The organism is Streptomyces sp. SM10 (assembly GCF_002910915.1).
Classification (GTDB): domain Bacteria; phylum Actinomycetota; class Actinomycetes; order Streptomycetales; family Streptomycetaceae; genus Streptomyces.
Genome location: NZ_NEUF01000182.1, coordinates 1 through 20773, shown reverse-complemented (window position 1 = coordinate 20773; position 20773 = coordinate 1). Strand labels below are relative to the sequence as shown.

Sequence of the window (20773 nt, the reverse complement as noted above, 5' to 3'; positions counted from 1 at the left end):
CATGCACCACCTGATTCCGGCACCGGTGCACACCGGTGGCGAGGACCGCGGCGAATTCCTCCTCGACGCGGCCACGACCCTCACGGCGGGACCCGGCACCGACGGCACGGAACGCTGGCTCCGCACCACCCTCGGGGCGGCGTTCGGCCTGCCCCTCGCCCCGCCGGCCGTGGGCTCCGAGGGGGAGGCCGCGAACACCGTCGAGCTGCGCATCGACCCCGGCCTGGAGCCCGAGGGCTACCGGCTGGGCGTCTCGTCGGCCCGGGGCCTGCGGATCACCGGCGGGGACGCGGCCGGGGTGTTCTGGGGGGCGCAGACGCTGCGTCAGCTCCTCGGCCCCGACGCCTTCCGCCGCGCGCCCGTCTCCACCGGCGTGCGCACCGGCATCCCGTTCACGGAGATCGAGGACGGTCCCCGCTTCGGCTGGCGCGGTCTGATGCTCGACGTGGCACGGCACTTCATGCCCAAGGACGGCGTCCTGCGCATGCTCGACCTGCTGGCCGCCCACAAACTGAACGTCTTCCACTTCCACCTCACCGACGACCAGGGATGGCGCATCGAGATCAAGCGCCATCCCCGGCTCACGGAGGCCGGCGCCTGGCGCGCACGCACGAAATACGGCCACCGTGCCTCCGAACTCTGGGACGAGACACCGCACGGCGGCTTCTACACGCAGGACGACATCCGCGAGATCGTCGCGTACGCCGCCGAGCGGCACATCCGGGTGGTCCCCGAGATCGACATCCCGGGCCACTCGCAGGCAGCCATCAGCGCGTATCCGGAGCTGGGCAACACCGACGTCATCGACACCTCCGCGCTTTCCGTGTGGGACACCTGGGGAGTCAATCCGAACGTACTCGCCCCCACCGACACCACCCTGCGCTTCTTCGAAGGGGTCTTCGAGGAAGTCCTCGAACTGTTCCCCGCCGAGACCTCGCCCTTCATCCACGTCGGGGGCGACGAGTGCCCCAAGGACCAGTGGAAGCAGTCAGAGACGGCACAGGCGCGCATGACCGCTCTCGGTCTGAAGGACGAGGACGAACTCCAGTCCTGGTTCATCCGGCACTTCGACCGGTGGCTCAGGGACCGGGGCCGCCGCCTGATCGGCTGGGACGAGATCCTGGAGGGCGGCCTCGCCGAGGGTGCGGCCGTGACGTCCTGGCGGGGATACGCGGGCGGGATCGCCGCCGCCGAGGCCGGGCACGACGTCGTGATGTGCCCCCTGCAGCAGGTGTACCTGGACTACCGTCAGGACGGCGGCCCCGACGAGCCGATGCCCATCGGCTACGTCCGCACCCTGGAGGACGTCTACCGCTTCGAGCCCCTGGCCCCCGGCCTCTCCGAGGAGGCCGCCGGGCACGTCCTGGGAACCCAGGCCAACGTCTGGACCGAGGTCATGCGGGACCAGGACCGCGTCGACTACCAGGTGTTCCCCCGGCTCGCCGCCTTCGCCGAGGTCGCCTGGTCACGCCTCCCTGCCTCCGGGGAACGGGACTTCGCCGACTTCGACCGCAGGATGAACACCCACTACGCCCGGCTCGACGCCCTCGGCGTCGCCTACCGGCCGCCCACGGGCCCGCAGCCGTGGCAACGCCGGCCCGGCGTCCTGGGTCGCCCGATCGAGGGACCTCCCCCGGCCGTGTGACCGCGGCCGTCCGCGACGACCAGGAGAACCGAATAAGTCGTACGAACTCGCTGAAGAGTGGCATTTAGTGCGACGGGCAGAAGGACTGCCAAAGGCGACTTTTCCCCTGGTCGGGGACGGAAACACCCTTCGTGGACCCTCGCGCCGGACAGCCCGGAAGATGTGCCAGAGTTGCCACGTCCCGGCCGTGAGCACGTACCGTACGGCGGACAGGCGGGACTGCCGGGACACCGGGAAGGGGCAGCTGGGTTGACCACGCACGCACCGCAGGCGATGCAGTCGGTGACGCTCCCGGCCTCGCTCGACGAGGCCGTGGCGGCTCTAGGCGCCATGCCCGCCGCCGTTCCTGTGGCAGGCGGCACCGACCTCATGGCGGCCGTCAACAAGGGGCTGCTGCGCCCCTCCGGACTGGTCGGCCTCGGCCGGATCAGCGAGCTGCGCGGCTGGCACTACCAGGACGGCCACGCCCTGCTCGGAGCCGGCCTGACCCATGCCCGCATGGGGCGGCCCGACTTCGCCGCGCTCATCCCCGCGCTGGCCGCCTCCGCGCGCGCCGCGGGCCCGCCCCAGATCCGTAACGCCGGGACGCTCGGCGGCAACATCGCCACCGCCGCCCCGACCGGCGACGCCCTGCCCGTCCTGGCGGCGCTGGAGGCCGAGCTGGTCATCGCGGGCGCCGGGGGGTCCCGCCGGGAGATCCCCGTCTCGCACCTGCTGGCGGGCCGGGAGATGCTCGAGCCCGCCGAGCTGATCGGCTTCGTCCGTGTGCCGCTGCTGCACGCCCCCCAGGTCTTCCTCAAGGCGACCGGCCGCACCGGTCCCGGCCGCGCCACCGCCTCCGTCGCGATCGTCCTGGACCCGGCCCGGCGCGGTGTGCGCTGCGCGGTCGGCGCGATCGCCCCGATGCCGCTGCGGCCCCTGGAGGCCGAACGCTGGATCGCCTCCCTGATCGACTGGGACGGCGAGCGGGGACTGGCCCCCGACGCGCTGGCCGCGTTCGGCGAGTACGTCGCGGCGGCCTGCATCCCGGACCAGCCACCACCGGACGACGGCGGAGAGGCACCTCCGCTGTCGCCCGCCGTTCTGCACCTGCGGCGCACGGTCGCCGCGCTCGCCCGACGCGCGCTGGGGAGGGCACTGTCGTGAGCAATGAGGAGAACCCCGAGCAGCGGCACGGGCAGCCCGACCCGTACGCCGGCTGGCAGCCGACCCCCCAGGGCGGTGAGTACGACGCCGAGGCGACGGCCTTCGTCCACCTGCCCCCGGAGGACCTGGCCGACCTCGGCAACGACCCGCTGGCCGCACCCGGCCACAGCTACGTGCCGCCCATGATCCTTCCGCTGACCCCGGCCGCCGGGCTCGACCCCGCGGCGACGGGCAGCTGGGTCGTGCAGACACAGAGCCAGCAGGAGCGGGCAGCCGGTCAGGGGGCGGCACCCGACGCGGTGCACTGGCCCGACCCGAACGAACAGCAGGACCCGTACCAGCAGCCGTACCCGGACACGGCGCAGTACGCGCAGACGTCCTCCACGACGGCCCAGTGGAACTTCACCGAGTCGGTCCCCGCCGAGCCCGAGACCGAACCGGCCCACGAGCCCGCCGGCCACACCGGCCAGTGGACGATCCCGGTGGCGGACGGCGACCTCCCGGACGAGTCCGGCGAGTTCGCGGCCTCGCCGATGGCCTCCCCGTGGTACGCGGACAGCCCTCCGGCCACGCTGCCGGGCGGAGCGCCCGCCCCCTGGGCGACGCAGGAGCCCCAGGAGCCGGCACCGGCACCCGGGCCCGTCGCTGAGGAGCCCCCGGCACGCCCCCAGGAGCCCGAGGAGGCCCCGGAGGCCCCCGAAGCCGCCGCTGACGTCTCCGGCGAGTCCGGCGAGCTCCAAGAGGGCGCTGATGCCCCTGCGGCGGCCGAGGAGGACGCCGCTCCCGAGGCCGCTCCCGAGACCCTGGCCACCGACGCTCCGGCACCCGGTGCGGACGTGTCCGACGCTCTGGCATCCGGTGTCGAGGCGCCCGAGGCCGAGGCCGGGCCGGTCCCCGCCCCCGCGGAGGAGCGCGCCGCCCCCGCTCCCCAGGACGGCCCCAGCGAACACCCCTCCGCGTCGTACGCCCTCCACGTGAACGGCGTGGACCGCCCGGTGGCCGACGCCTGGATCGGCGAATCGCTCCTGTACGTGCTCCGCGAGCGCCTCGGCCTCGCCGGTGCCAAGGACGGCTGCTCCCAGGGCGAGTGCGGCGCCTGCAACGTCCAGGTCGACGGTCGCCTCGTGGCGTCCTGCCTGGTCCCCGCCGCCACCACGGCGGGCAGCGAGGTCCGTACCGTCGAGGGGCTCGCGGTGGACGGCGAACCGTCCGACGTCCAGCGCGCCCTGGCCGACTGCGGAGCCGTCCAGTGCGGCTTCTGCATCCCCGGGATGGCCATGACCGTGCACGACCTCCTGGAGGGCAACCACGCCCCCAGCGAGCTCGAGACCCGACAGGCCCTGTGCGGCAACCTCTGCCGGTGCTCCGGCTACCGGGGTGTGCTCGACGCCGTACGGGACGTCGTCGCGGGCAGGGAGGCGACCGCCGAGGCCGAGGCCGAGGCCACCGCCCAGGACGACGCCGAACCGCGCATCCCGCACCAGGCCGCCCCGGGCGCGGGCAGCGTCCAGGCGCACGAGGGAGACGTCCGGTGAACACCGCGCCGTCCCCCGCACCACCGGTCACCCCCACCACCAGCCGCCGCAGCGGAGCGAACGACAAGGAGGCGGCGTGACCAGCGACGCAGCCACCGCGACCAGCACCACACGCACCACGCCACCGCCCGAAGGGCCCGAGCCGGACCAGGAGCTGCCCGCGCTCGGACTCGGCACCTCGCTGCCGCCCGCAGACGCCCGCGCCAAGACCGAGGGCACCTTCCCCTACGCGGCCGACCTGTGGGCCGAAGGACTGCTGTGGGCCGCGGTGCTGCGTTCCCCGCACCCGCACGCGCGCGTCCTGTCGATCGACACGAGCGCCGCCGCCGGCATGCCCGGTGTACGCGCCGTCGTCACGCACGAGGACATCCCCGGGGACGGGGCCTACGGCCGCCGGGTCGTCGACCGTCCCGTGTTCGCCTCCGAACTCGTGCGCCACCACGGCGAGGCCCTCGCCGCCGTCGCCGCCGACCACCCCGACACCGCCCGGCTGGCCGCCGCGGCGATCGCCGTCGAGTACGAGGTCCTCGAACCGGTCACCGACCCCGAGAAGGCCTTCGCCGCCGAACCCCTGCACCCCGACGGCAACCTCATCCGGCACATCCCGCTGCGCTACGGCGACCCGGACACCGTGGGCGAGGTCATCGTCGAGGGCCTGTACCGCATCGGCCGCCAGGACCCCGCCCCCATCGGCGCGGAGGCCGGCCTCGCCGTGCCCCGCCCCGACGGAGGCGTCGAGCTCTACACGGCCTCCACCGACCCGCACACCGACCGCGACCTGGCCGCCGCCTGCTTCGGCCTGGACCCCGAGAGGGTCAAGGTCGTCGTGACCGGCGTCCCCGGCGCGACCGGCGACCGCGAGGACCCCGGTTTCCAGATCCCGCTCGGCCTGCTCGCCCTGCGCACCGGCTGCCCCGTCAAACTGGCCGCCACCCGCGAGGAGTCCTTCCTCGGCCACGCCCACCGCCACCCCACCCTGCTGCGCTACCGCCACCACGCGGACGCCGAGGGCAGGCTGGTCAAGGTCGAGGCCCAGATCCTCCTCGACGCCGGGGCCTACGCCGACTCCTCCTCCGAGTCCCTGGCCGCCGCCGTGGCCTTCGCCTGCGGCCCCTACGTCGTCCCGCACGCCTTCATCGAGGGCTGGGCGGTCCGCACGAACAACCCGCCCTCCGGGCACGTCCGGGGCGAGGGAGCGATGCAGGTCTGCGCCGCGTACGAGGGCCAGATGGACAAGCTGGCGGCGAAGCTGGGCATCGACCCGGTCGAACTCCGGCTGCGCAACGCCCTCTCCACCGGCGACATCCTCCCCACCAGCCAGACCGTTACCTGCCCCGCACCCGTGGCCGAACTCCTCGGCGAGCTGCGCGACTTCCCGCTCCCCGCGCTCCCCAAGGACTCCCCGGAGGACGACTGGCTGCTCCCCGGCGGCCCGGAGGGCGCCGGCGAGCCCGGGGCCGTACGCAGAGGCGTCGGCTACGCCCTCGGCATGGTCCACATGCTCGGCGCCGAAGGTACCGACGAGGTCTCCACGGCCACGGTCCGGGTCCACGACGGCGTCGCCACCGTCATCTGTGCGGCCGTCGAGACCGGCCAGGGTTTCACCACGCTCGCCCGCCAGATCGTCCAGGAGACCCTGGGCGTCGAAGAGGTCCATGTGGCGGCGGTGGACACCGACCAGCCGCCCGCGGGCCCGGCGACGCACGGCCGGCACACCTGGGTCTCGGGCGGCGCCGTCGAACGCGCCGCCAAGATGGTCCGCACGCAGCTCCTCCAGCCCCTGGCGCACAAGTTCGGGATGTCCACGGAGCTCCTCCAGATCGCCGACGGCAAGATCACCTCGTACGACGGTGTGCTGTCCACGACGGTGACGGAGGCGATGGAGGGCAAGGAGCTCTGGGCCACCGCCCAGTGCCGCCCGCACCCCACGGAGCCCCTCGACGAGTCGGGCCAGGGCGACGCGTTCGTGGGCCTGGCCTTCTGCGCGGTCCGCGCGGTGGTCGACGTCGACATCGAGCTAGGCTCGGTCCGCGTGGTCGAGATGGCCGTCGCCCAGGACGTCGGCCGGGTCCTCAACCCGTCCCAGCTGGCGACCCGCATCGAGGCGGGCGTCACCCAGGGCATCGGCGCGGCCCTCACGGAGAACCTGCGCACGGCCCGGGGCCTGATCCGGCACCCCGACCTCACCGGGTACGCGCTTCCGACGTCCCTGGACGCACCGGACATCCGCATCGTGAAGCTGATCGAGGAGCGCGACGTGGTCGCCCCCTTCGGCGCCAAGGCGGCCTCTGCGGCCCCGGTGGTGACGTCGCCCGCGGCGGTGGCGTCGGCGGTCCGCGCCGCGACGGGCCGCCCGGTCAACCGCCTCCCGATCCGTCCCCAGGCGGCGGTGGCGGCCACACCCAAGTCCTGAAGCCTGATCCGCGAGGCACCCGCGACCGGGTCGACACAGTGTCACTGGTAGTGACTACAGTGATCCCTGAAGTCGTGGCCGGCCGAACAGGGGGAGGGTGTCGTGCTGCCGAGTGACGGGGGCGGAGCCGCAATGGGGGCTGTGCCGTTCATGGGGGTGACCACAGCGGCAGCGGCCGTGGAACTCGCCACGGAGCTGACGTCGTTCACCGCGTTCCGCAACCGGGTCGACGAGATCCTGGTCGCCCTGAAGGAATCACCGGCCGACGCGACCCAGCTCGGTCAGGACCTGGTGAAGCGCACCCAGTTCGGCGGCGGTGACAACCACTGGGCCGAAGCGGCAAGCCTGTTCACGTCGTACCAGACGGTGATCACCGAGCTGGAGAAGCTGTCGAAGAGCCTCTCGGCCTCCATAGAGGGCATGAGTATCGCGGTCCTGGCCGCGCACAACGGCTACGAGAACCTGGATGCCGACATCCGGCGCCGCATGCTCGCGATCTCGGACGAGGCGAAGGAGCAGTACGGCGGCGAGTACGACCCGACGCGGCAGGGGGGCGGGGCCCCGGCTCCGAAGACGCCCGAGCCCGAGCCGACCACCGGGGAGATCTGATGACGACGATGATCACTGATGGTGTGACGCGGGGATAGGCGGGGGCCGGTATGGATCACAAGGAAGCAGGACAGGGCACACCGTTCGACAGCATGACCCACGAGACCATGCTGGCCTGGCTGGACATGGCCAACAGCGGGGCGATCCAGGGCGCGTCGGACCGGCTGGTCAGCGCCGCCGAGGAGATCCGCAAGATCGCGGAGGAGCTGAAGGTCCGTCCGCAGGCGGTCGAGTGGAAGGGTGAGGGCGCCACAGCCTTCCGCACCTGGAGCGCGGACCTGGCCAACGCGACGCTGCGCCTCGGCGACTACAGCGAAGGCGCGTCGAAGTGGCTGGCGCAGGCATCCGACTCGCTCGCCTCGGCCCAGGTCTCCATCCCGCGCACCGATGCGAGCGCACAGGCGAACCTGGACGCGGCGAAGGCCGCGCGGAACGACCCGGACGCCCCGGCGGTCGCGCAGAAGTCCCTGGAGACGCTGCTCGCCGCCAAGGAGGCCAACCGCCAGGAGGCGGCGGCGCAGATGCGGAAGCTGGCGCAGTCGTACGCGTTGTCGGCCTCGCAGATGGACGGCCTGGAGAAGCCTGCGTTCCCGCCGCCGCCGGGGGCGATCGTGCCGGAGCGAGCAGTTGGCTACGGTGGCTCCGAGACCTACGGTGGGCCAGCTGGCGGCAGGGGAGCCGTAGAGGGAGAGGGCGCGATTCGCGAGGTGACCAGGCACTCCGAGTCCTCGCAGGCAACGGGCTCAGGAAGCCAAGGCGCTCCTGAATCATCAGCGGTCCGCGTGCCGCCCCACCTGGAAACCCCGGTCAGCATGGAGGTCAACAGCACAGCGACTCTGCCACAGTCATCGCCCACGCCGTCGGTGTCACAGCCGGGGCCGCCGGTGACGGGTAGGCCGGACAGCGGTCCGCCTTCTGGACTCACCGTGCCCCCCGCTTTCGGCGGCGGCTCACGGTCGGTTCCAGGTCCGTTCGGCAGCGCGAGGAGCGCAGGGCCGGGTGTGCGCCCGCCGTCGCTGCCCGGCCAGGGCGTGTCCGGTTCGGGCCCGGCAAGCCGCACGCCTCGTGATGCCGGCATCACTGGTGGTCGACCGGTAGCCCAGCCCACCGGCCGAGGGCTTCCCGGCGGCACGGTTGTCGGCGGTGAGGGGACGCAGGGACGAAGCCCCATGGGGCATGGCGGGATGGGTGCCGGTGGCGCCGCTCGGAGCGGGGCCATGGGTGCGCGGCCACCGGCTGGAGGGAGCAGCGGCGTCGTCGGTGGGCGGCCCCGGCAGGCGGGGCGTTCAGGCGAACGTCCCTTCACGCCTGGTGGCACCGGCCTTGTCCGGGGCAACGACAACGGGCGTGTTGCCGGACAGGCGACAGGTGGATTGCGGGCACCGTCAAGCCGTCGGCCTGGAGACGCCCGCCGCGATGAGGGCGGCGAGCGTCCTGACTACTTGATCGAAGATGAAGAGACGTGGAAGCAGGGCGGGCGTCGCGCAGCGCCGCCCGTCATCGACTGATGGAACGACTCCGGATAGGAACGCGAATGCTTGCCAGCAGTGTGCACAGGGCCCGGGCAAGGGCCGTTGCTTCGGCGATGCTTGGAACACTTCTGGTAGCTGCCTCGGCAGGGACTGTCCACGCGGAGTCGGTCCGTTCGAATCAATGGCATCTGACAGCGATGAAGGCCGAGGAGATGTGGCGCAGCAGCACAGGGAACGGCGTCACCGTCGCGGTGATCGACACAGGGGTCGATACGTCCAACCCTGACCTGCAAGGGCAGGTGCTCGACGGGAAGGACTTCGCCCCAGGGGAGCCCGGCGATGAGCACTCCGACTACGACGGTCACGGTACGGGGATGGCTGCCCTGATCGCAGGAACAGGCGACAGTCGTGGCGGAGACGGAGCGTCCGGGCTGGCGCCCGGTGTGAAGATTCTTCCTGTCCGGGTCCCCGACAAGGCCCCCAACCTTGCGGAAGATATTGAACAGTTCAACGCGACGGTGCCTGGGGCCATCCGGTATGCCGCCGACAAAGGCGCCAAGGTCATCAACATCTCGCTGGGGACGAGCGAGGGTTCACAGCAGTTGACCGAATCCGTCAAGTACGCACTTGAGGAAGGCTCGTTGGTCTTCGCTGCAGTAGGTAACGATGCCAAAAGTGCCAATAGTGTCAAGTACCCGGGAGCGACTCCCGGGGCCGTGGGCGTGGCGGCCATCGGCAAGAACCTGCAGAGGACAGAGGAATCCCAGTACGGCCCCCAGGTAGACCTCTCCGCGCCGGGCGAGGAGATGATCCACGCCTGCAAGAGCGAGACCGGCCTCTGCACTTCGCACGGCACCAGTGACGCCACAGCCCTCGCTTCCGCCTCCGCCGCCCTCATCTGGTCCAAGCATCCGGACTGGACCAACAACCAGGTCCTCCGGGTCCTGCTGAACACGGCCGGTGGGCCGACGACGGGTGAGGAGCGTGCGGATGACATCGGCTACGGCATCGTCCGCCCCCGGATCGCCCTGAAGACCCCCGGCGACCCGGGCCCCGCCGACGAGTACCCGCTCCCGGATCTCGCGGCTGCTGAATCCCCGGAGCCCTCCGCCGAGCCGTCCAAGGCCACGGGCGGTTCCGAAAAGGGCGATGAGCCGGCCGCCGCAGCACCGGCCACCGACGACACCGGCAACACCGGCCTCTGGATCGGCCTGGGCGTCGGCGCGGCAGCCCTCATCGGAGTCGCGGTCACCGTTCTGGTCGTCCGCTCGCGCCGCCGAAGCGCAACCCTGGCTGCCCCGCAGCCGTACCAGCCCTCGTACCCGCACCAGCAGCAGTCCCAGCCTCCGTACCCGCAGTACGGCCCCCCGCCCGGTGGTCCTGGAGCCAACGCGCCGTACGGGGGCCCTCCGGGGCCCACCGCCTGAATGTGCGAGGGGACGGGCGCGACAGCGGCTGGAGAGGCCCACCAGAGCTACGCGGGCGGGCGCCAGATGGCGTACGACGCGCTGCGGTCCTGGCACTTGATCAACGCATCCGGGTGGCAAGGGCTTTGCCGGGTACGACGAGGTTGCTCTGCACTGTTCCGACGGTGACGTGCACTTTGCCACGCAAGACAACACTTGGTACGACGGAGCCCTGCGCGACAGTGGCATCCGAGGGCTCACGAACATGGAGATCCATCAAGCCACGTTCCAGGACTTCCTCGACGCGACAGCCGGCGCCTACTCATGCCCCCGAGTCACCGTTCCCCAACAGAAGGACCCTTCATGTCTCACCCCCTGCGTACAGCAGCCCTGGCCGCCCTGCTCCTGGCCGGCGCGGTCGCCTGCAGCGACAACTCCGGTGAGGACGCCGCCACGTCGCCGTCCTCGCCGGCTTCGTCCGTCGCCGATGAAGCGGTGGACGGTTCGGCCGCCGAGCGCATCGAGGCCGTGAACGAGACGATGCGCACCACGACCTTCAGCGCGATCGGGACCTCGACCGCGTACGACGGAGCCCTCCAGAACATGACGTGGAACCCGCAGCAGGGTCTCCACATACGGATCAGCGGCACCATCGGCGGCAACATGTACTGCCAGGACGGCGTGACCTACATCAGCTCCAACCTGTTGGCGGCGAACCTGAAGCAGCAGGGCCAGGAGATCACCGTTCCCACCGAGCTGGACGACGTGTACGTCACCACGAAGTCGGGGGAGGGCTGCGACTCGTTCTTCGCTCTGTCCCCCACGGGACGCTACGACCCGTCCGGCGACGCCACGGTGAACGGCAGCCCGGCCCGTGCCGTCAAGGTGTCCGCTTCGGCATCGGCCACGGACACGTATTACGTCAGCGCCAAGGACCCGGCGTATCTGCTGAAGCTGAAGTCGACGCGCGACGGCCGGACCAGCAGCACCACGTACGTGGACTTCGGCAAGGAGATGACCGTCACGCTCCCGAGTGCGGACAAGACCATGACCATGGAGGCGTTCCGCGCCCGGATCGGCAGTTGACGGGTTCGTCTCACCCGTCGTCCGTGGACAGCTGGGCCGTCACCGGCCCGCAGAGCAGCTCCGTGTCCACGAGCTCGCCCGCCTCCGGTGTCCCGTAACGCCAGCTCAGGGAGCGGTCACGGCGACACCGGCGAAGAGCCGGCCCTCTCCGCCGGCAAGGCGCATCTACGGGAGCCTCTCGGTGGGGGAGAGCGCCGCCCCGGACACGCCCGAGACTCGGGACGCCAATCTGGAGATCCTTCGCACCGGGGCCCTCTCCGTGGTGAAGGAGCTGGGCTGCGAGAACAACGCGGGGCTGCCCGAGACGCCCGATCTCACGCCGAAGGAGAAGCTCGGCGGGAGTGAGCCCCGTGAGGTGGGTGGGACGGTGACCCCGGCGCTCGGGCCCCGAGTCTCGGGCCCCGAGCGCCGGGTACGGCTCCGTCACTCGTTCGGGGAATCGGGGGACGCCTATGGGCCGACGCTTGAGCTTCGGGTTCCGAGGGCCGAGCGTCGGGCTCCGGGATTCGAGCGGTGTTGTTCATCCGGGGGTAGGTAAGGGCTTTTGGGGAAACCTCCCCTCCCTTCCACCCCGTCACGGCCAGCAAGTATGACTAATCGTGATCGAGTTGCGGCGGAGAGTCGCTGCTGCTTACGGTGCCCACAACGAGACGACCCCGACGCGGTGTTTGGCGCACCGGCCGGGGTCTGACCTCAAGATCGCACCCATAGAAAGACGATCTCGTGGCTATCCAGCACCCTAGCTCCGTCCCGCCCGCCCCCGCAGCCTCGCGTCCGTACCGCAAGGCCCACACCGGCTACGGCAAGCAGACGATCCCCGCTCAGGGCCCCTCCGTTGCAAGCGCCTTCGACCTCCTCCCTGAGCGTGAACGCTACGTCGGCGCGTATGTCGACCACCTGCCCGACGGCGCCGCCATGGACATCAAGTCGCTGGCCAAGGACCTGCCCCTGTACGGCCAGATGGCCATCGGCACCGCCCTCCGCGCGCTCGCCGTGGCCGGGCACCTGCGCCGTGTCCGCTGCCGGGTCGAAGGGGCAGGCCAGTGCCGATGGGTGACGCTCACCTACTGGTCACGCACCGCCCACGACAACGAGTGGTGGACCGCCAAGCTCGCAGGCGAGGCCGCCAACGCCGAGCAGGCACCCGCACCCTCCGCCGAACCGGCGGTCGTACCCCGGCAGCGCACAGCGGAGCGACCCGCAGTGAGCGCACCCACAGAGCCGCAGGGTGAGCCGAGCGCAGGTGCCCCGAAGGGTGCCGCGGCGCCGTCCCCCGCCTACCTCACCCTCGCCGAACTCGGCCGCAGCGAACCCCGCCTGGCACTCTCCGCCGCCGACTGCGCCGCGCTGGAACCGCTCGCCGCCGCATGGTTCGAGCGCGGTGTCAGCGCCGACTACCTGACCTCGGCACTCGCCGCCGGGCTTCCCGAGCCCATCCGCTCACCCATCGGCTTGGTACGCCGCCGCCTCACCGACAAGATGCCGCCCCACCTGCCCGCAGAGCCCGTCCCGGCTCAGGGCCTCCCTCTCCGCAGCGTTCTGGTCGAGTGCACCGACTGCGGTCGCCCCGGCCCGGCCGACGCGCTCCCGGACGGCCTGTGCCGCCCCTGCGCGACCACGTACCAGCCGGCGGAACCGTCAGGGGCCCCAGCCCCGTCCGAGGTCGAACGCGACGTCCCGGCCCTCGTCGCCGGCCTCCGCAACCTGATGCGCACGCCCTGAGCAGGCACCCGCCGGGCCGAGTTGGGCCACCACCAGCCCGTACAGCAGCTCCGCGTCCACGAAGCCCCCATCCTGCGGCGGCCCGCACCGCCAGCTCAGCGGATACGTGTTGCCGTGGGCGGCCGGAATCCCCACGTACTGGTCGCGGGCCGCCGGGCCGAAGCACTTCGCGCCGGGCGGCCAGTCGAAGTCCTGGGCGGCGCCGGGTTCCAGCAGGAAGTACGTCCACCGCGCCCCCGCGACCTCCCGCACCACGGGCCCCGGATCGCTGTCGGTGAGGGCGGCCAGGTGGTGCAGCACCGCCTCCCCTCGGACGCCGCGCAGTCGGATGGCGTCGAAGTGAACGCCGATGAGATGGAGTTGCAGCCCCGATGCGGGTACCCATTCGGGGAGCTTCTTGCTCGTCATGGCTATGAGCATCGCGGTGACTGCGTAGCGTGACCAGGAGGACGCGATCCACATCCATGCGATGTGGGGAGGGTGGTGACGGCCGTGGGGACGAGTGGCGAGACGACGCGCGGGCGGCGTTTGGTGGGGGAGCTGATCCGCATCCACCGGGTGCGGGCGAGTCTCACACAGAGGGAGGCGGCGGAGCAGCTGCTGGTCTCGGAGTCGCTGATGGGCGCGGTGGAGCGGGTGGAGCGCATCCCCTCGCGCGACCTGCTGATCGAAGCGGACCGGGTGTTCGGCGCGGGCGGGGCCCTGAAGGCGTGCTGCGAGCTGGTGGACGAGGAGAAGTACCCGCCGAAGTTCCTGGACTGGGCGAAGCTGGAGCGGAGCGCGCGGGTGATCAGTGCGTACGAGACGATGCTGATCCCGGGCCTGCTCCAGACGGAGGCGTACGTGCACGCGCTGTACCGGTCGCGCGTACCGGCGTACACGGAGGACGAGATCGCCCGGCACGTCGGAGCGAGGCTGGAGCGGCAGACGGTGCTGTCGCGCACCCCGCCGCCGCGCATCGGGTACGTCATCGAGGAGTCGGTCCTGGACCGGACGCTCGGCGGGCCCGAGGTGCTGAAGGAGCAACTGCGACACGTCCTCGACTGCGTGGAGCGGTTCAACCACCTGACGGTGCAGGTGATGCCGTCGGCTCAGCACACGCATGCGGGGTTGATGGGGTCGATGAAGTTGATGTCCACTGCGGAAGGCCGCAGTCTTCTGTATGTGGAGGCGCACGGCGGAGATAGATTGATCGCGAAGCCGGAGCAGGTCGGTGACATGTTCGACCTCTTCGGCATCCTGCGGGCGCAGGCGCTGAACCCCTGGAAGTCTGCGGAGATCATCGAGACGAAGGTGAGGCAACTGTGAGCCACGAAGCCCCCGGACTGGCCTGGTTCAAGTCCAGCTACAGCGGCAACGAGGGTGGCGAGTGCCTCGAAGTCGCCTACGACTGGTTCACGTCCAGCTACAGCGGCAACGAGGGCGAGGCCTGCGTCGAGGTCGCCACCTGCCCCCACACCGTCCACGTCCGCGACTCCAAGGTCACCGACGGCCCCACCTTCACCGTCGCTTCCGGCGCCTGGACCGCCTTCCTGGCAGGTACGGTCACGGGCTGACCGCACCCGCGGCCGTGCGCGGTGCCCGGAGCGAGTGCGGTTAGTCGTCCGGTGTGCCTTTCCAGTTCGAGGTGTCGGGTGTGAACCTCGGAGCTGAACTCCGGTGGGAGTTGTTGAGGGCTTTCGCTCAGTCAGTGACGGAGGAGATGGAGTGTGCGACGCCTCCCGTCATTCCCTCCGTACTGCCTCCGGCCACATGGACGATGAGCGAGGAAAGTAGGCATGTGGTGAAGCGACGGCTGACAGTTGCTGGGCCGGCGGTGCCCCTGGGAGCCGGGTGTGTTGCATGCGGATCCGATGAAGGAGAGCACGCGCAGGTCCTGAGGTGCTCCCGTGCGTAGGGCGATTGTCGGCTTGGCAGCGGTCGCTTCGCTGGTGGCTGGTGCAGTCGGCTGCGGCGAGGACGAGAAGAGCCGCGCGCAAGAGGCCTGGGAGCAGTCCGTGCCTCCCGAGCGGCTGTGCGGAGGTGCCGCGGTGTCCGCCCGGGCGGGTAAGGCGCTGGAGTTGATCGCCGGTTCCTCGCGGTTCGAGGCGTCGGGACGGACGTCCACGGTCGCCGATGCTGCGCAGGACCTGAGCGACCAGTTCACGTCCTCCTTCACAGGGCACGGGGACGTCTGCCGGATCTTCACCCCCGTCGGCGTGCCCGACGTCGTCCCGCTGGAGATCACCTGGCGCTTGTCCGGCAGCGCTCCGGAGGGGGGCCCAGGTTCGAGGTACACCGAGTTGGAGATGGGGGAGCTGGCTGGCACAGCGCCGGATCGCGCGTTCGTCACCTTCGCCTGTCGAAGTGCGGAACTGCCCGGTGTCGCGCCGGCGCACGTCGACCTCCACGTCAGTTTCGGGGCCGTACCCGCAGAACCCGAGGGGGACGTCGAAGCGTTGGTGGACGCGTACGCGACCGTGGCCCACTCCTTCGCTCTGGCCATGGCGAAGGAACTGGGCTGTGCGGACGACGGAGGACTGGAAGCACAGCCCTCGCTGGACCCTGCGTAGCCGCTGACGTACGCAGAAGCGGCCGCCCCCACGCCATGGAGGCGGCCGTTGTCTTTTGCTGGAGGCCGTGACCGGATTCGAACCGGTGTAACTCGAGTTGCAGTCGAGCCCCTGAGCCTCTCGGGCACACGGCCGTGCGATTCTTGATCTGCTGTCGACCGTACGGGCCCGGCCGGACCGGGCCAAGGGCTCCGGGAGGGCCGCAACACGACTGCCATACCGCGTTCACGTTCGCGGTCCGGTGAAGTGGCGGTCGTGCGACCAAGGGACCAGCCGGATACCGCCCACCGACAGGGGTCACCCAGGGTTGCGGCCCTTACTCTGAGGCTCATGACTGCCCTGGAACCCCCTGACGCCGAGGTCGCTGCCGCCCTCGTCGAGACCACCGTCGCAGAACCGGCGGAAGGGGTCCTCGGGCGGACCTACCGGGCGCTCAGCATCGGGATCGTCTCGGTCGTCCTGCTCATCGCCTTCGAGGCGACCGCCGTCGGCACGGCGATGCCGGTCGCGGCCAAGGAGCTGCACGGCATCCCGCTCTACGCGTTCGCCTTCTCCGCGTACTTCACCACCAGCCTCTTCGCCATGGTGCTCTCCGGGCAGTGGGCCGACCGGCGGGGTCCGCTCGCCCCGCTCGCCACGGGGATCGGCGCCTTCGGGGCCGGGCTGCTGCTCTCCGGCACGGCCGGGGGCATGTGGATGTTCATCCTGGGCCGGGCCGTCCAGGGCGTCGGCGGCGGGCTCCTGATCGTCGGCTGCTTCGGCATGGGCATCGTGATCGCCTCGACGAGCGTTCTGCTCCTGAAGCTGTCCTCGCCGCAGGACGCGGGGGCCAATTCGGCCGCCCTCCAGATCTCGGACGGCCTGTCCAACGCGCTGCTGCTCGCTGCGGGCGGTGCGGCCTTCGCCGCGCTCGGCGGCGGCGGGGTGGGCGCGGCCCACGGCGCTGCGGAGGACGGCGCGGCTCTCCTGGCTCTCACCGCGCGGCGAGGTCACTCGCAGGCCGCCGACTGCCCGACGGCCTTGGTGTAGTCCGTGATCAGGCTCTTCATGGCTGTCTGGTCGTCGATGCCGGAGCCGAGGACCTGGATCACCGCGAAGAGTTCCTGCTCCGGGTGTTCCGGCGACGTGCAGGAAGCGACCTTGCCCACGCCGGCTTTTCCGGCGTAGACGAACCGCAAGTCGTCCGACGTCGTCCCGCCGTCCGTGTAGGCGTACCCCTGTGCGACCGCCGCGCCGGTATCCCCCTCTCCCCACCATGCCTGGGTGAGGCGCAGGGCTGCCTTGCCGTCCACCGACACGTCGCAGCGAGTCGTCCCACCGTTAGGCTTCGACGGTGCCGATGAGAGGGAATTCCCGCCGGGCAGTGCGGCCTTCACCAGTGCGGGGTCCACGGAGGTCCCGCACAGCGACGTGGGCACGGTGTACGCCTTCTTGGGCGGGTCGTCGCCGGAGCATGCCGACAGGCTGGACGCGAGGACGACGGCGGCCGACAGGGAGACTGCCGTGCCGATGAACCGGTGACGACGGAGAGCTACACGGACAGACAACGTGAGCAGCCTTTCGGTGTTCGGACGGGGGCGACACGGCGGGCGCCGTCCCCGGACAGTCGATCAGATGTCCGTCTTCAAGTGTGGAGACATGTGAGCGGTGTTGACACCCGCAGCGCGGAACCCCTCCTGGGTGGCGACGCGCGCCTTCTCATCGATGCTGTCGTCCATCAGGTCGTCACGGTGGTGTGCCTTCGCCGCGTTCTCCGCGGCGGTCTCGGTGTATTCCGCGTTCTGCTCGCTTCCGCTCTCCCACAGCTCACCTATGACGGAGCCCGCGTCGTCCTTGGCATGCCCCTCGGCGTCCTGGAAGAGGGCTTCGAGGACCATGCTGCTTGCCGTCGATGCCACGCCGCCGGCCACTGCACCGCCGATAGGGCTGGCGATGAACGACGTACCGACGCCGATGCCCGTGCCGATGCCTCCGGAGATGGCGTTCTTCCACTGTCCTACGGACTGGTCGAACTCCTTGTCGGATTGCTCGGCGGGCCCGGCGACCGCCTCCTGGCGGCCGATGGCGAGCGTGCCGGACACCTCGCCCGAACCGTGGGCGATCTGCTCGACGGCGAACTGGGTGTCGTTCGAGTAACGCTGGTCGGCCGGTAGGTCCGGATTCATGTGGTAGTCCATGAGGTTCGCCATGTACGACTTGTTGGCCACCTCCACGGCCGCATAACCCTCAGGATTCTGCCCGACGGTCATCAACAGGGCGTTGACGTCACGGTGGTTGAGCGTGGCCGAGCTGCCGGCGACGGGGAACAGCTTGTTCGTGTCCTCGTCCTGGTCGTCGGTCATGGCCCGGTTGATGTCCGGCAGGTACTCCGAGGTGATCTGCCCGATGCTGTCGGACATGTAACTGTGGTCCGTGAGGCGTCCGTTGTCGTCCGCGACGGATGACACGATGGACTCGAAGAGCTTGGCCTGTTGGTCGTTGTGGGCCGGAGTGTCCGCGGTCGGCAATTCGCCCGCCGGGTGACCGGTCGTTGCGGCCTCCAGGGCAAGGGCGAGATTGTTGCGTCCGGTGTTGTCGTCGTCGCCCTTGAGGTTGCTCTCCTGCGGCCAGTCGCGCTCTTCGAACAGGTACTGGAAGTTGGAGAGCGGGACCTTTCCGTTCTTCTCGTTTCCGTCCGTGTCGCGCTCGAAGGGGGAGTCGTCCTTGGAGACGTACTGCTCGTTGAAGAAGTCGGTCGCTGCGTCCGGGCTGTTGGACAGCCCCTTGAGGTATCCGGTCAGCGGGTCGTCGCCGCTGTCGTCGCCAATCCTGTTGAGCCACGGGTCCATTCCCATGTGCTGCCATGCCATGTTGGCGTGCTCGCCGTTCCCGGTGAGCTTGCGTTCTGTCTCCATGAGCTTGGTGCCGTAGCTCTTGAGGAACTGGTCGTCGTAGTCGCCGGTGCGCATCAGGTTGCTCATGACCTGGAAGCCCATGGGGCCGCCGCCGTCCCGCCCGATGGGCTGGTCACCGAGCTTGATCATGTTGCCCTTCCAGCTCGTCATGTCGGCGGAGTCGCTCTGCGTGGCGGTGGCGAGCGTCATCCCGAGATTGCGCTGGAGGTCGTCGAACTTGTCGAGCCGTTCGTGGCCCAGGGACGGGTTCATGGCGGGGTCGTTGATGCCCTGCCAGAACTCGAGGGTCTTCTTGGGGCCGAGCTGCGTGGCGAACCGCTCGGAGAACAGCGGGTCGTCCTTGTACTTCTCCAGGCCGCTGTTGACCCTGTCGAATTCGGCAGGCGTGAGGTCCTCGGGATTCTTCGCCGCGATCTTGGCGAGGTCCTCCGCCGCCTGGACCGCGTCCGCCGCGGAGTCGCGGTCCCTGTAGTTGGCGTCCGAGAAGCCCATCTTGGCCTGGTCGGCTATCGCGGTCAGCACCTTGCTCGCCGACTCGTCACTCTCCGAGGCGTTCTTGAGGATCGCCTGCACCTCGTCGCGCAGCGCGGTGACATCGCTCTCGCTGTGGTCCGGCACGGAGGTGCCCCGGGCCGCCCGGTCCGGGTGGATGTTCATGGTGACGGTGAAACCGCCGCCGGTGCTGGTGACGGTCAGATTCTTCTTCTGACCCCGGCTGATGGCGGCTTCAAGATCCTTCTTGTACTGGCGCAGCTCGTCCCGGGTGTCGGCGAGGATCTTGTGAATGGTGTTGGCCTGCGTGTGGGCATCTTTGAACTCGCCGGCGGTCTTGCCGACGAACTCCTTGGTGACCTGTGCGTTCATGCCGGTCCAGTCGGCCGTGTTGGCGGCCTCGTGCAGCCCGTCCTCGGCCCCTCTCTCCAGTTCCACGAGGTGCCGTACGAGCAGCTCCCAGTCGGAGACGGCGGTGTCGAGCGTCGCGAAGTTGGCGAAGCGCAGCGCGTCGAGATCCATGAGTCGTTGATTCTCCTGTACGTCTGTGGTCGCGCCGCTACTTCTTGGGCTCGTACGCCGGGTTCTTCTTGCCCGGCTCGCCCGCCCGCTCGTCGAATCCGGCATCCAGGACGTCGATGCTGCTCACCGCCCGGTGGATGTAGGCCTCGTCACCAGCGACCACCTTCTTGGTGACCTGCATGTGGTTGGAGATGTGGGCGCACGCGTCCATGAGTGACTTCAGCTGTTCGTCCCACCGGGTCGACACATGCTTGAGGCCGCCGCCCAATGCGAAGCCCTGACCGCTCAGGTCGCCGGCGGCCTTGTCGCTGCTGGGAACGGCCACCCGGGCCTTGTCCCAGAGGTCGTTGTAGAGGCCATGGGCCTGGCTGCCGATCTTTGCCAGATCGCTGTGGCCCACCCTGAGATCGCCCGTTTGGCCGGGCAGGGCCGCAGAGCCCCCGCCTCCTGGGTCGAGCTGGTTCAACTGCATTCCTGCCGACCGCCGATCGGAGGCGTCCGCCTTCAGCTGTTCCCACTCGTCCCATGCCATGGACAACCCTTACCCCGTCTGCCTGCCCTGCCTCCGTCGCACCCCGGTGGGCGCTTCGGCTTCCAGGCCAAGCTACTGAACTTGATTGGGTGATGTCGGGTCGTTCGCCTGACGGCGGCTGAGCCGGGTCGGTAGCTGTGTGGTGTGAGATACGCGCAGGGCGGCGGCTTGACCGATGCCAAGAGGGTGGCGAGGGAACGGATCCGGCTGGAGGCGGTCGGCCGTTTCGAGGATGGCAGGAAGAACAGGGAGATCGCGGCCGCGCTGAGGGTGAGCGAGCGGTCGGTGGAGCGCTGGCGCCGGCAGTGGCGGGAGCGAGGTGTGGAAGGTGTCCGCTCGAAGGGGTCACCAGGCCGTCCGAGGCTTTCTTCAGCTCAAATCATTCGGCTTGAGCGCGAGTTGGAGCGCGGCCCCCTCGCCCACGGCTGGGCGGATCAGCGCTGGACACTGGCGCGGGTGAAGACGTTGATCGGGCGGCTGTTCCACGTCGGCTACACGGTGGAGGGGACATGGCGGCTGCTGAAGCGGCACGGCTGGTCCTGGCAGCAGCCGGCCCGCAGAGCGATCGAACGGGACGACGAAGCAGTGGAGTTGTGGAAGAAGGAGGTGTGGCCGGAGGTAAAAGCACAGCGGCGGCCCGCGGAGCCTGGATCGTCTTCGAGGACGAAGCCAGCCAGTCGCTGAGGCCGCCACGCGCGAGGTCCTGGGGCCGGGTCGGCCAGACTCCGGTCGTGCGCGTCCGGGGCC

18 protein-coding genes and 1 tRNA gene are annotated in these 20773 nt (G+C 70.3%); 14 read left to right on the top strand and 5 right to left on the bottom strand.

Features of this window, described 5'->3' with window-relative positions:
- Position 1 precedes the first annotated feature (1 nt).
- From B9S57_RS30685 to B9S57_RS30635, 9 genes are all read left to right on the top strand, one after another.
- Positions 2 to 1645 carry a beta-N-acetylhexosaminidase gene (locus B9S57_RS30685; protein ID WP_103760428.1) on the top strand — a complete coding sequence of 548 codons (1644 nt, stop codon included), beginning with the start codon at positions 2 to 4 and terminating at the stop codon, positions 1643 to 1645.
- A 249-nt stretch (positions 1646 to 1894) separates the two neighbouring features.
- The gene (locus B9S57_RS30680) at positions 1895 to 2791 is read left to right on the top strand and encodes a xanthine dehydrogenase family protein subunit M (RefSeq protein ID WP_181011541.1); all 897 of its coding nucleotides are present in this window, start codon (positions 1895 to 1897) and stop codon (positions 2789 to 2791) included.
- Positions 2788 to 4326, top strand: a complete 1539-nt coding sequence (locus B9S57_RS30675; RefSeq protein ID WP_103760427.1) for a (2Fe-2S)-binding protein — start codon at positions 2788 to 2790, stop codon at positions 4324 to 4326. Before B9S57_RS30680 ends, B9S57_RS30675 begins: the two co-directional genes overlap by 4 nt.
- A 76-nt stretch (positions 4327 to 4402) precedes the next feature.
- A complete protein-coding gene (locus B9S57_RS30670; RefSeq protein ID WP_103760426.1) occupies positions 4403 to 6739 on the top strand; it encodes a xanthine dehydrogenase family protein molybdopterin-binding subunit in 2337 nt (778 codons plus the stop codon).
- Positions 6740 to 6871: 132 nt separating this feature from the next.
- Entirely contained in the window at positions 6872 to 7348 is a 477-nt protein-coding gene (locus B9S57_RS30665; RefSeq protein WP_258036707.1) for a hypothetical protein, read from the top strand.
- Positions 7349 to 7440: 92 nt separating this feature from the next.
- Positions 7441 to 8856 (top strand): translation initiation factor IF-2, encoded by a 1416-nt coding sequence (locus B9S57_RS34295; protein WP_146057830.1) that lies wholly within the window; start codon positions 7441 to 7443, stop codon positions 8854 to 8856.
- Positions 8857 to 8882: 26 nt separating this feature from the next.
- Positions 8883 to 10247, top strand: a complete 1365-nt coding sequence (gene mycP, locus B9S57_RS30650; protein WP_103760423.1) for a type VII secretion-associated serine protease mycosin — start codon at positions 8883 to 8885, stop codon at positions 10245 to 10247.
- A gap of 342 nt (positions 10248 to 10589) precedes the next feature.
- On the top strand, positions 10590 to 11312 hold the full coding sequence (locus B9S57_RS30645; protein ID WP_103760422.1) for a hypothetical protein: 723 nt from the start codon (positions 10590 to 10592) through the stop codon (positions 11310 to 11312).
- Positions 11313 to 12035: 723 nt separating this feature from the next.
- A complete protein-coding gene (locus tag B9S57_RS30635) occupies positions 12036 to 13034 on the top strand; it encodes a MarR family transcriptional regulator (RefSeq protein WP_103760420.1) in 999 nt (332 codons plus the stop codon).
- Here the strand turns inward: B9S57_RS30635 and B9S57_RS30630 are convergent.
- On the bottom strand, positions 12951 to 13442 hold the full coding sequence (locus B9S57_RS30630; RefSeq protein ID WP_258036705.1) for a hypothetical protein: 492 nt from the start codon (positions 13440 to 13442) through the stop codon (positions 12951 to 12953). The genes B9S57_RS30635 and B9S57_RS30630 overlap by 84 nt on opposite strands.
- Positions 13443 to 13526: 84 nt before the next feature.
- On the opposite strand from B9S57_RS30630, the gene B9S57_RS30625 reads away from it, so the two are divergent.
- The 3 genes from B9S57_RS30625 (at position 13527) to B9S57_RS30615 (ending at position 15586) form a co-directional block, all read left to right on the top strand.
- Positions 13527 to 14342: a helix-turn-helix transcriptional regulator gene (locus tag B9S57_RS30625; protein WP_258036704.1), complete on the top strand. Its 816-nt coding sequence runs from the start codon at positions 13527 to 13529 to the stop codon at positions 14340 to 14342.
- On the top strand, positions 14339 to 14590 hold the full coding sequence (locus B9S57_RS30620; RefSeq protein WP_103760419.1) for a DUF397 domain-containing protein: 252 nt from the start codon (positions 14339 to 14341) through the stop codon (positions 14588 to 14590). Before B9S57_RS30625 ends, B9S57_RS30620 begins: the two co-directional genes overlap by 4 nt.
- Before the next feature lie 375 nt (positions 14591 to 14965).
- Positions 14966 to 15586, top strand: coding sequence for a hypothetical protein (locus B9S57_RS30615; RefSeq protein ID WP_258036703.1), 621 nt, complete (start codon positions 14966 to 14968; stop codon positions 15584 to 15586).
- Positions 15587 to 15645: 59 nt separating this feature from the next.
- Here B9S57_RS30615 and B9S57_RS30610 read toward each other — a convergent pair.
- Positions 15646 to 15720: transfer RNA gene (locus tag B9S57_RS30610), tRNA-Cys, on the bottom strand.
- Positions 15721 to 15916: 196 nt separating this feature from the next.
- On the opposite strand from B9S57_RS30610, the gene B9S57_RS30605 reads away from it, so the two are divergent.
- Positions 15917 to 16615, top strand: coding sequence for an MFS transporter (locus tag B9S57_RS30605; RefSeq protein ID WP_103760418.1), 699 nt, complete (start codon positions 15917 to 15919; stop codon positions 16613 to 16615).
- Here the strand turns inward: B9S57_RS30605 and B9S57_RS30600 are convergent.
- The 3 genes from B9S57_RS30600 to B9S57_RS30590 form a co-directional block, all read right to left on the bottom strand.
- Positions 16576 to 17133 (bottom strand): hypothetical protein, encoded by a 558-nt coding sequence (locus B9S57_RS30600; protein ID WP_103760417.1) that lies wholly within the window; start codon positions 17131 to 17133, stop codon positions 16576 to 16578. The two genes, B9S57_RS30605 and B9S57_RS30600, sit on opposite strands and share 40 nt — an antisense overlap.
- Before the next feature lie 63 nt (positions 17134 to 17196).
- Complete coding sequence (locus tag B9S57_RS30595) at positions 17197 to 19494, bottom strand: hypothetical protein (RefSeq protein ID WP_103760416.1); 2298 nt, start codon at positions 19492 to 19494, stop codon at positions 17197 to 17199.
- A gap of 37 nt (positions 19495 to 19531) precedes the next feature.
- Positions 19532 to 20026, bottom strand: a complete 495-nt coding sequence (locus B9S57_RS30590) for a hypothetical protein (protein ID WP_103760415.1) — start codon at positions 20024 to 20026, stop codon at positions 19532 to 19534.
- A 144-nt stretch (positions 20027 to 20170) separates the two neighbouring features.
- On the opposite strand from B9S57_RS30590, the gene B9S57_RS30585 reads away from it, so the two are divergent.
- Positions 20171 to 20710, top strand: coding sequence for a winged helix-turn-helix domain-containing protein (locus B9S57_RS30585; RefSeq protein ID WP_103515313.1), 540 nt, complete (start codon positions 20171 to 20173; stop codon positions 20708 to 20710).
- Positions 20711 to 20773: the final 63 nt, after the last annotated feature.

What these genes read in the sequence shown, in the direction of transcription:
- B9S57_RS30685 (WP_103760428.1), top strand. Translation starts at nt 2, where the DNA reads ATGCACCACCTGATTCCGGCACCGGTGCACACCGGTGGCGAGGACCGC.
- B9S57_RS30665 (WP_258036707.1), top strand. Translation starts at nt 6,872, where the DNA reads ATGGGGGCTGTGCCGTTCATGGGGGTGACCACAGCGGCAGCGGCCGTG.
- B9S57_RS34295 (WP_146057830.1), top strand. Translation starts at nt 7,441, where the DNA reads ATGACCCACGAGACCATGCTGGCCTGGCTGGACATGGCCAACAGCGGG.
- mycP (WP_103760423.1), top strand. Translation starts at nt 8,883, where the DNA reads ATGCTTGCCAGCAGTGTGCACAGGGCCCGGGCAAGGGCCGTTGCTTCG.
- B9S57_RS30645 (WP_103760422.1), top strand. Translation starts at nt 10,590, where the DNA reads ATGTCTCACCCCCTGCGTACAGCAGCCCTGGCCGCCCTGCTCCTGGCC.
- B9S57_RS30630 (WP_258036705.1), bottom strand. Translation starts at nt 13,442, where the DNA reads ATGACGAGCAAGAAGCTCCCCGAATGGGTACCCGCATCGGGGCTGCAA.
- B9S57_RS30605 (WP_103760418.1), top strand. Translation starts at nt 15,917, where the DNA reads ATGACTGCCCTGGAACCCCCTGACGCCGAGGTCGCTGCCGCCCTCGTC.
- B9S57_RS30595 (WP_103760416.1), bottom strand. Translation starts at nt 19,494, where the DNA reads ATGGATCTCGACGCGCTGCGCTTCGCCAACTTCGCGACGCTCGACACC.
- B9S57_RS30590 (WP_103760415.1), bottom strand. Translation starts at nt 20,026, where the DNA reads ATGGCATGGGACGAGTGGGAACAGCTGAAGGCGGACGCCTCCGATCGG.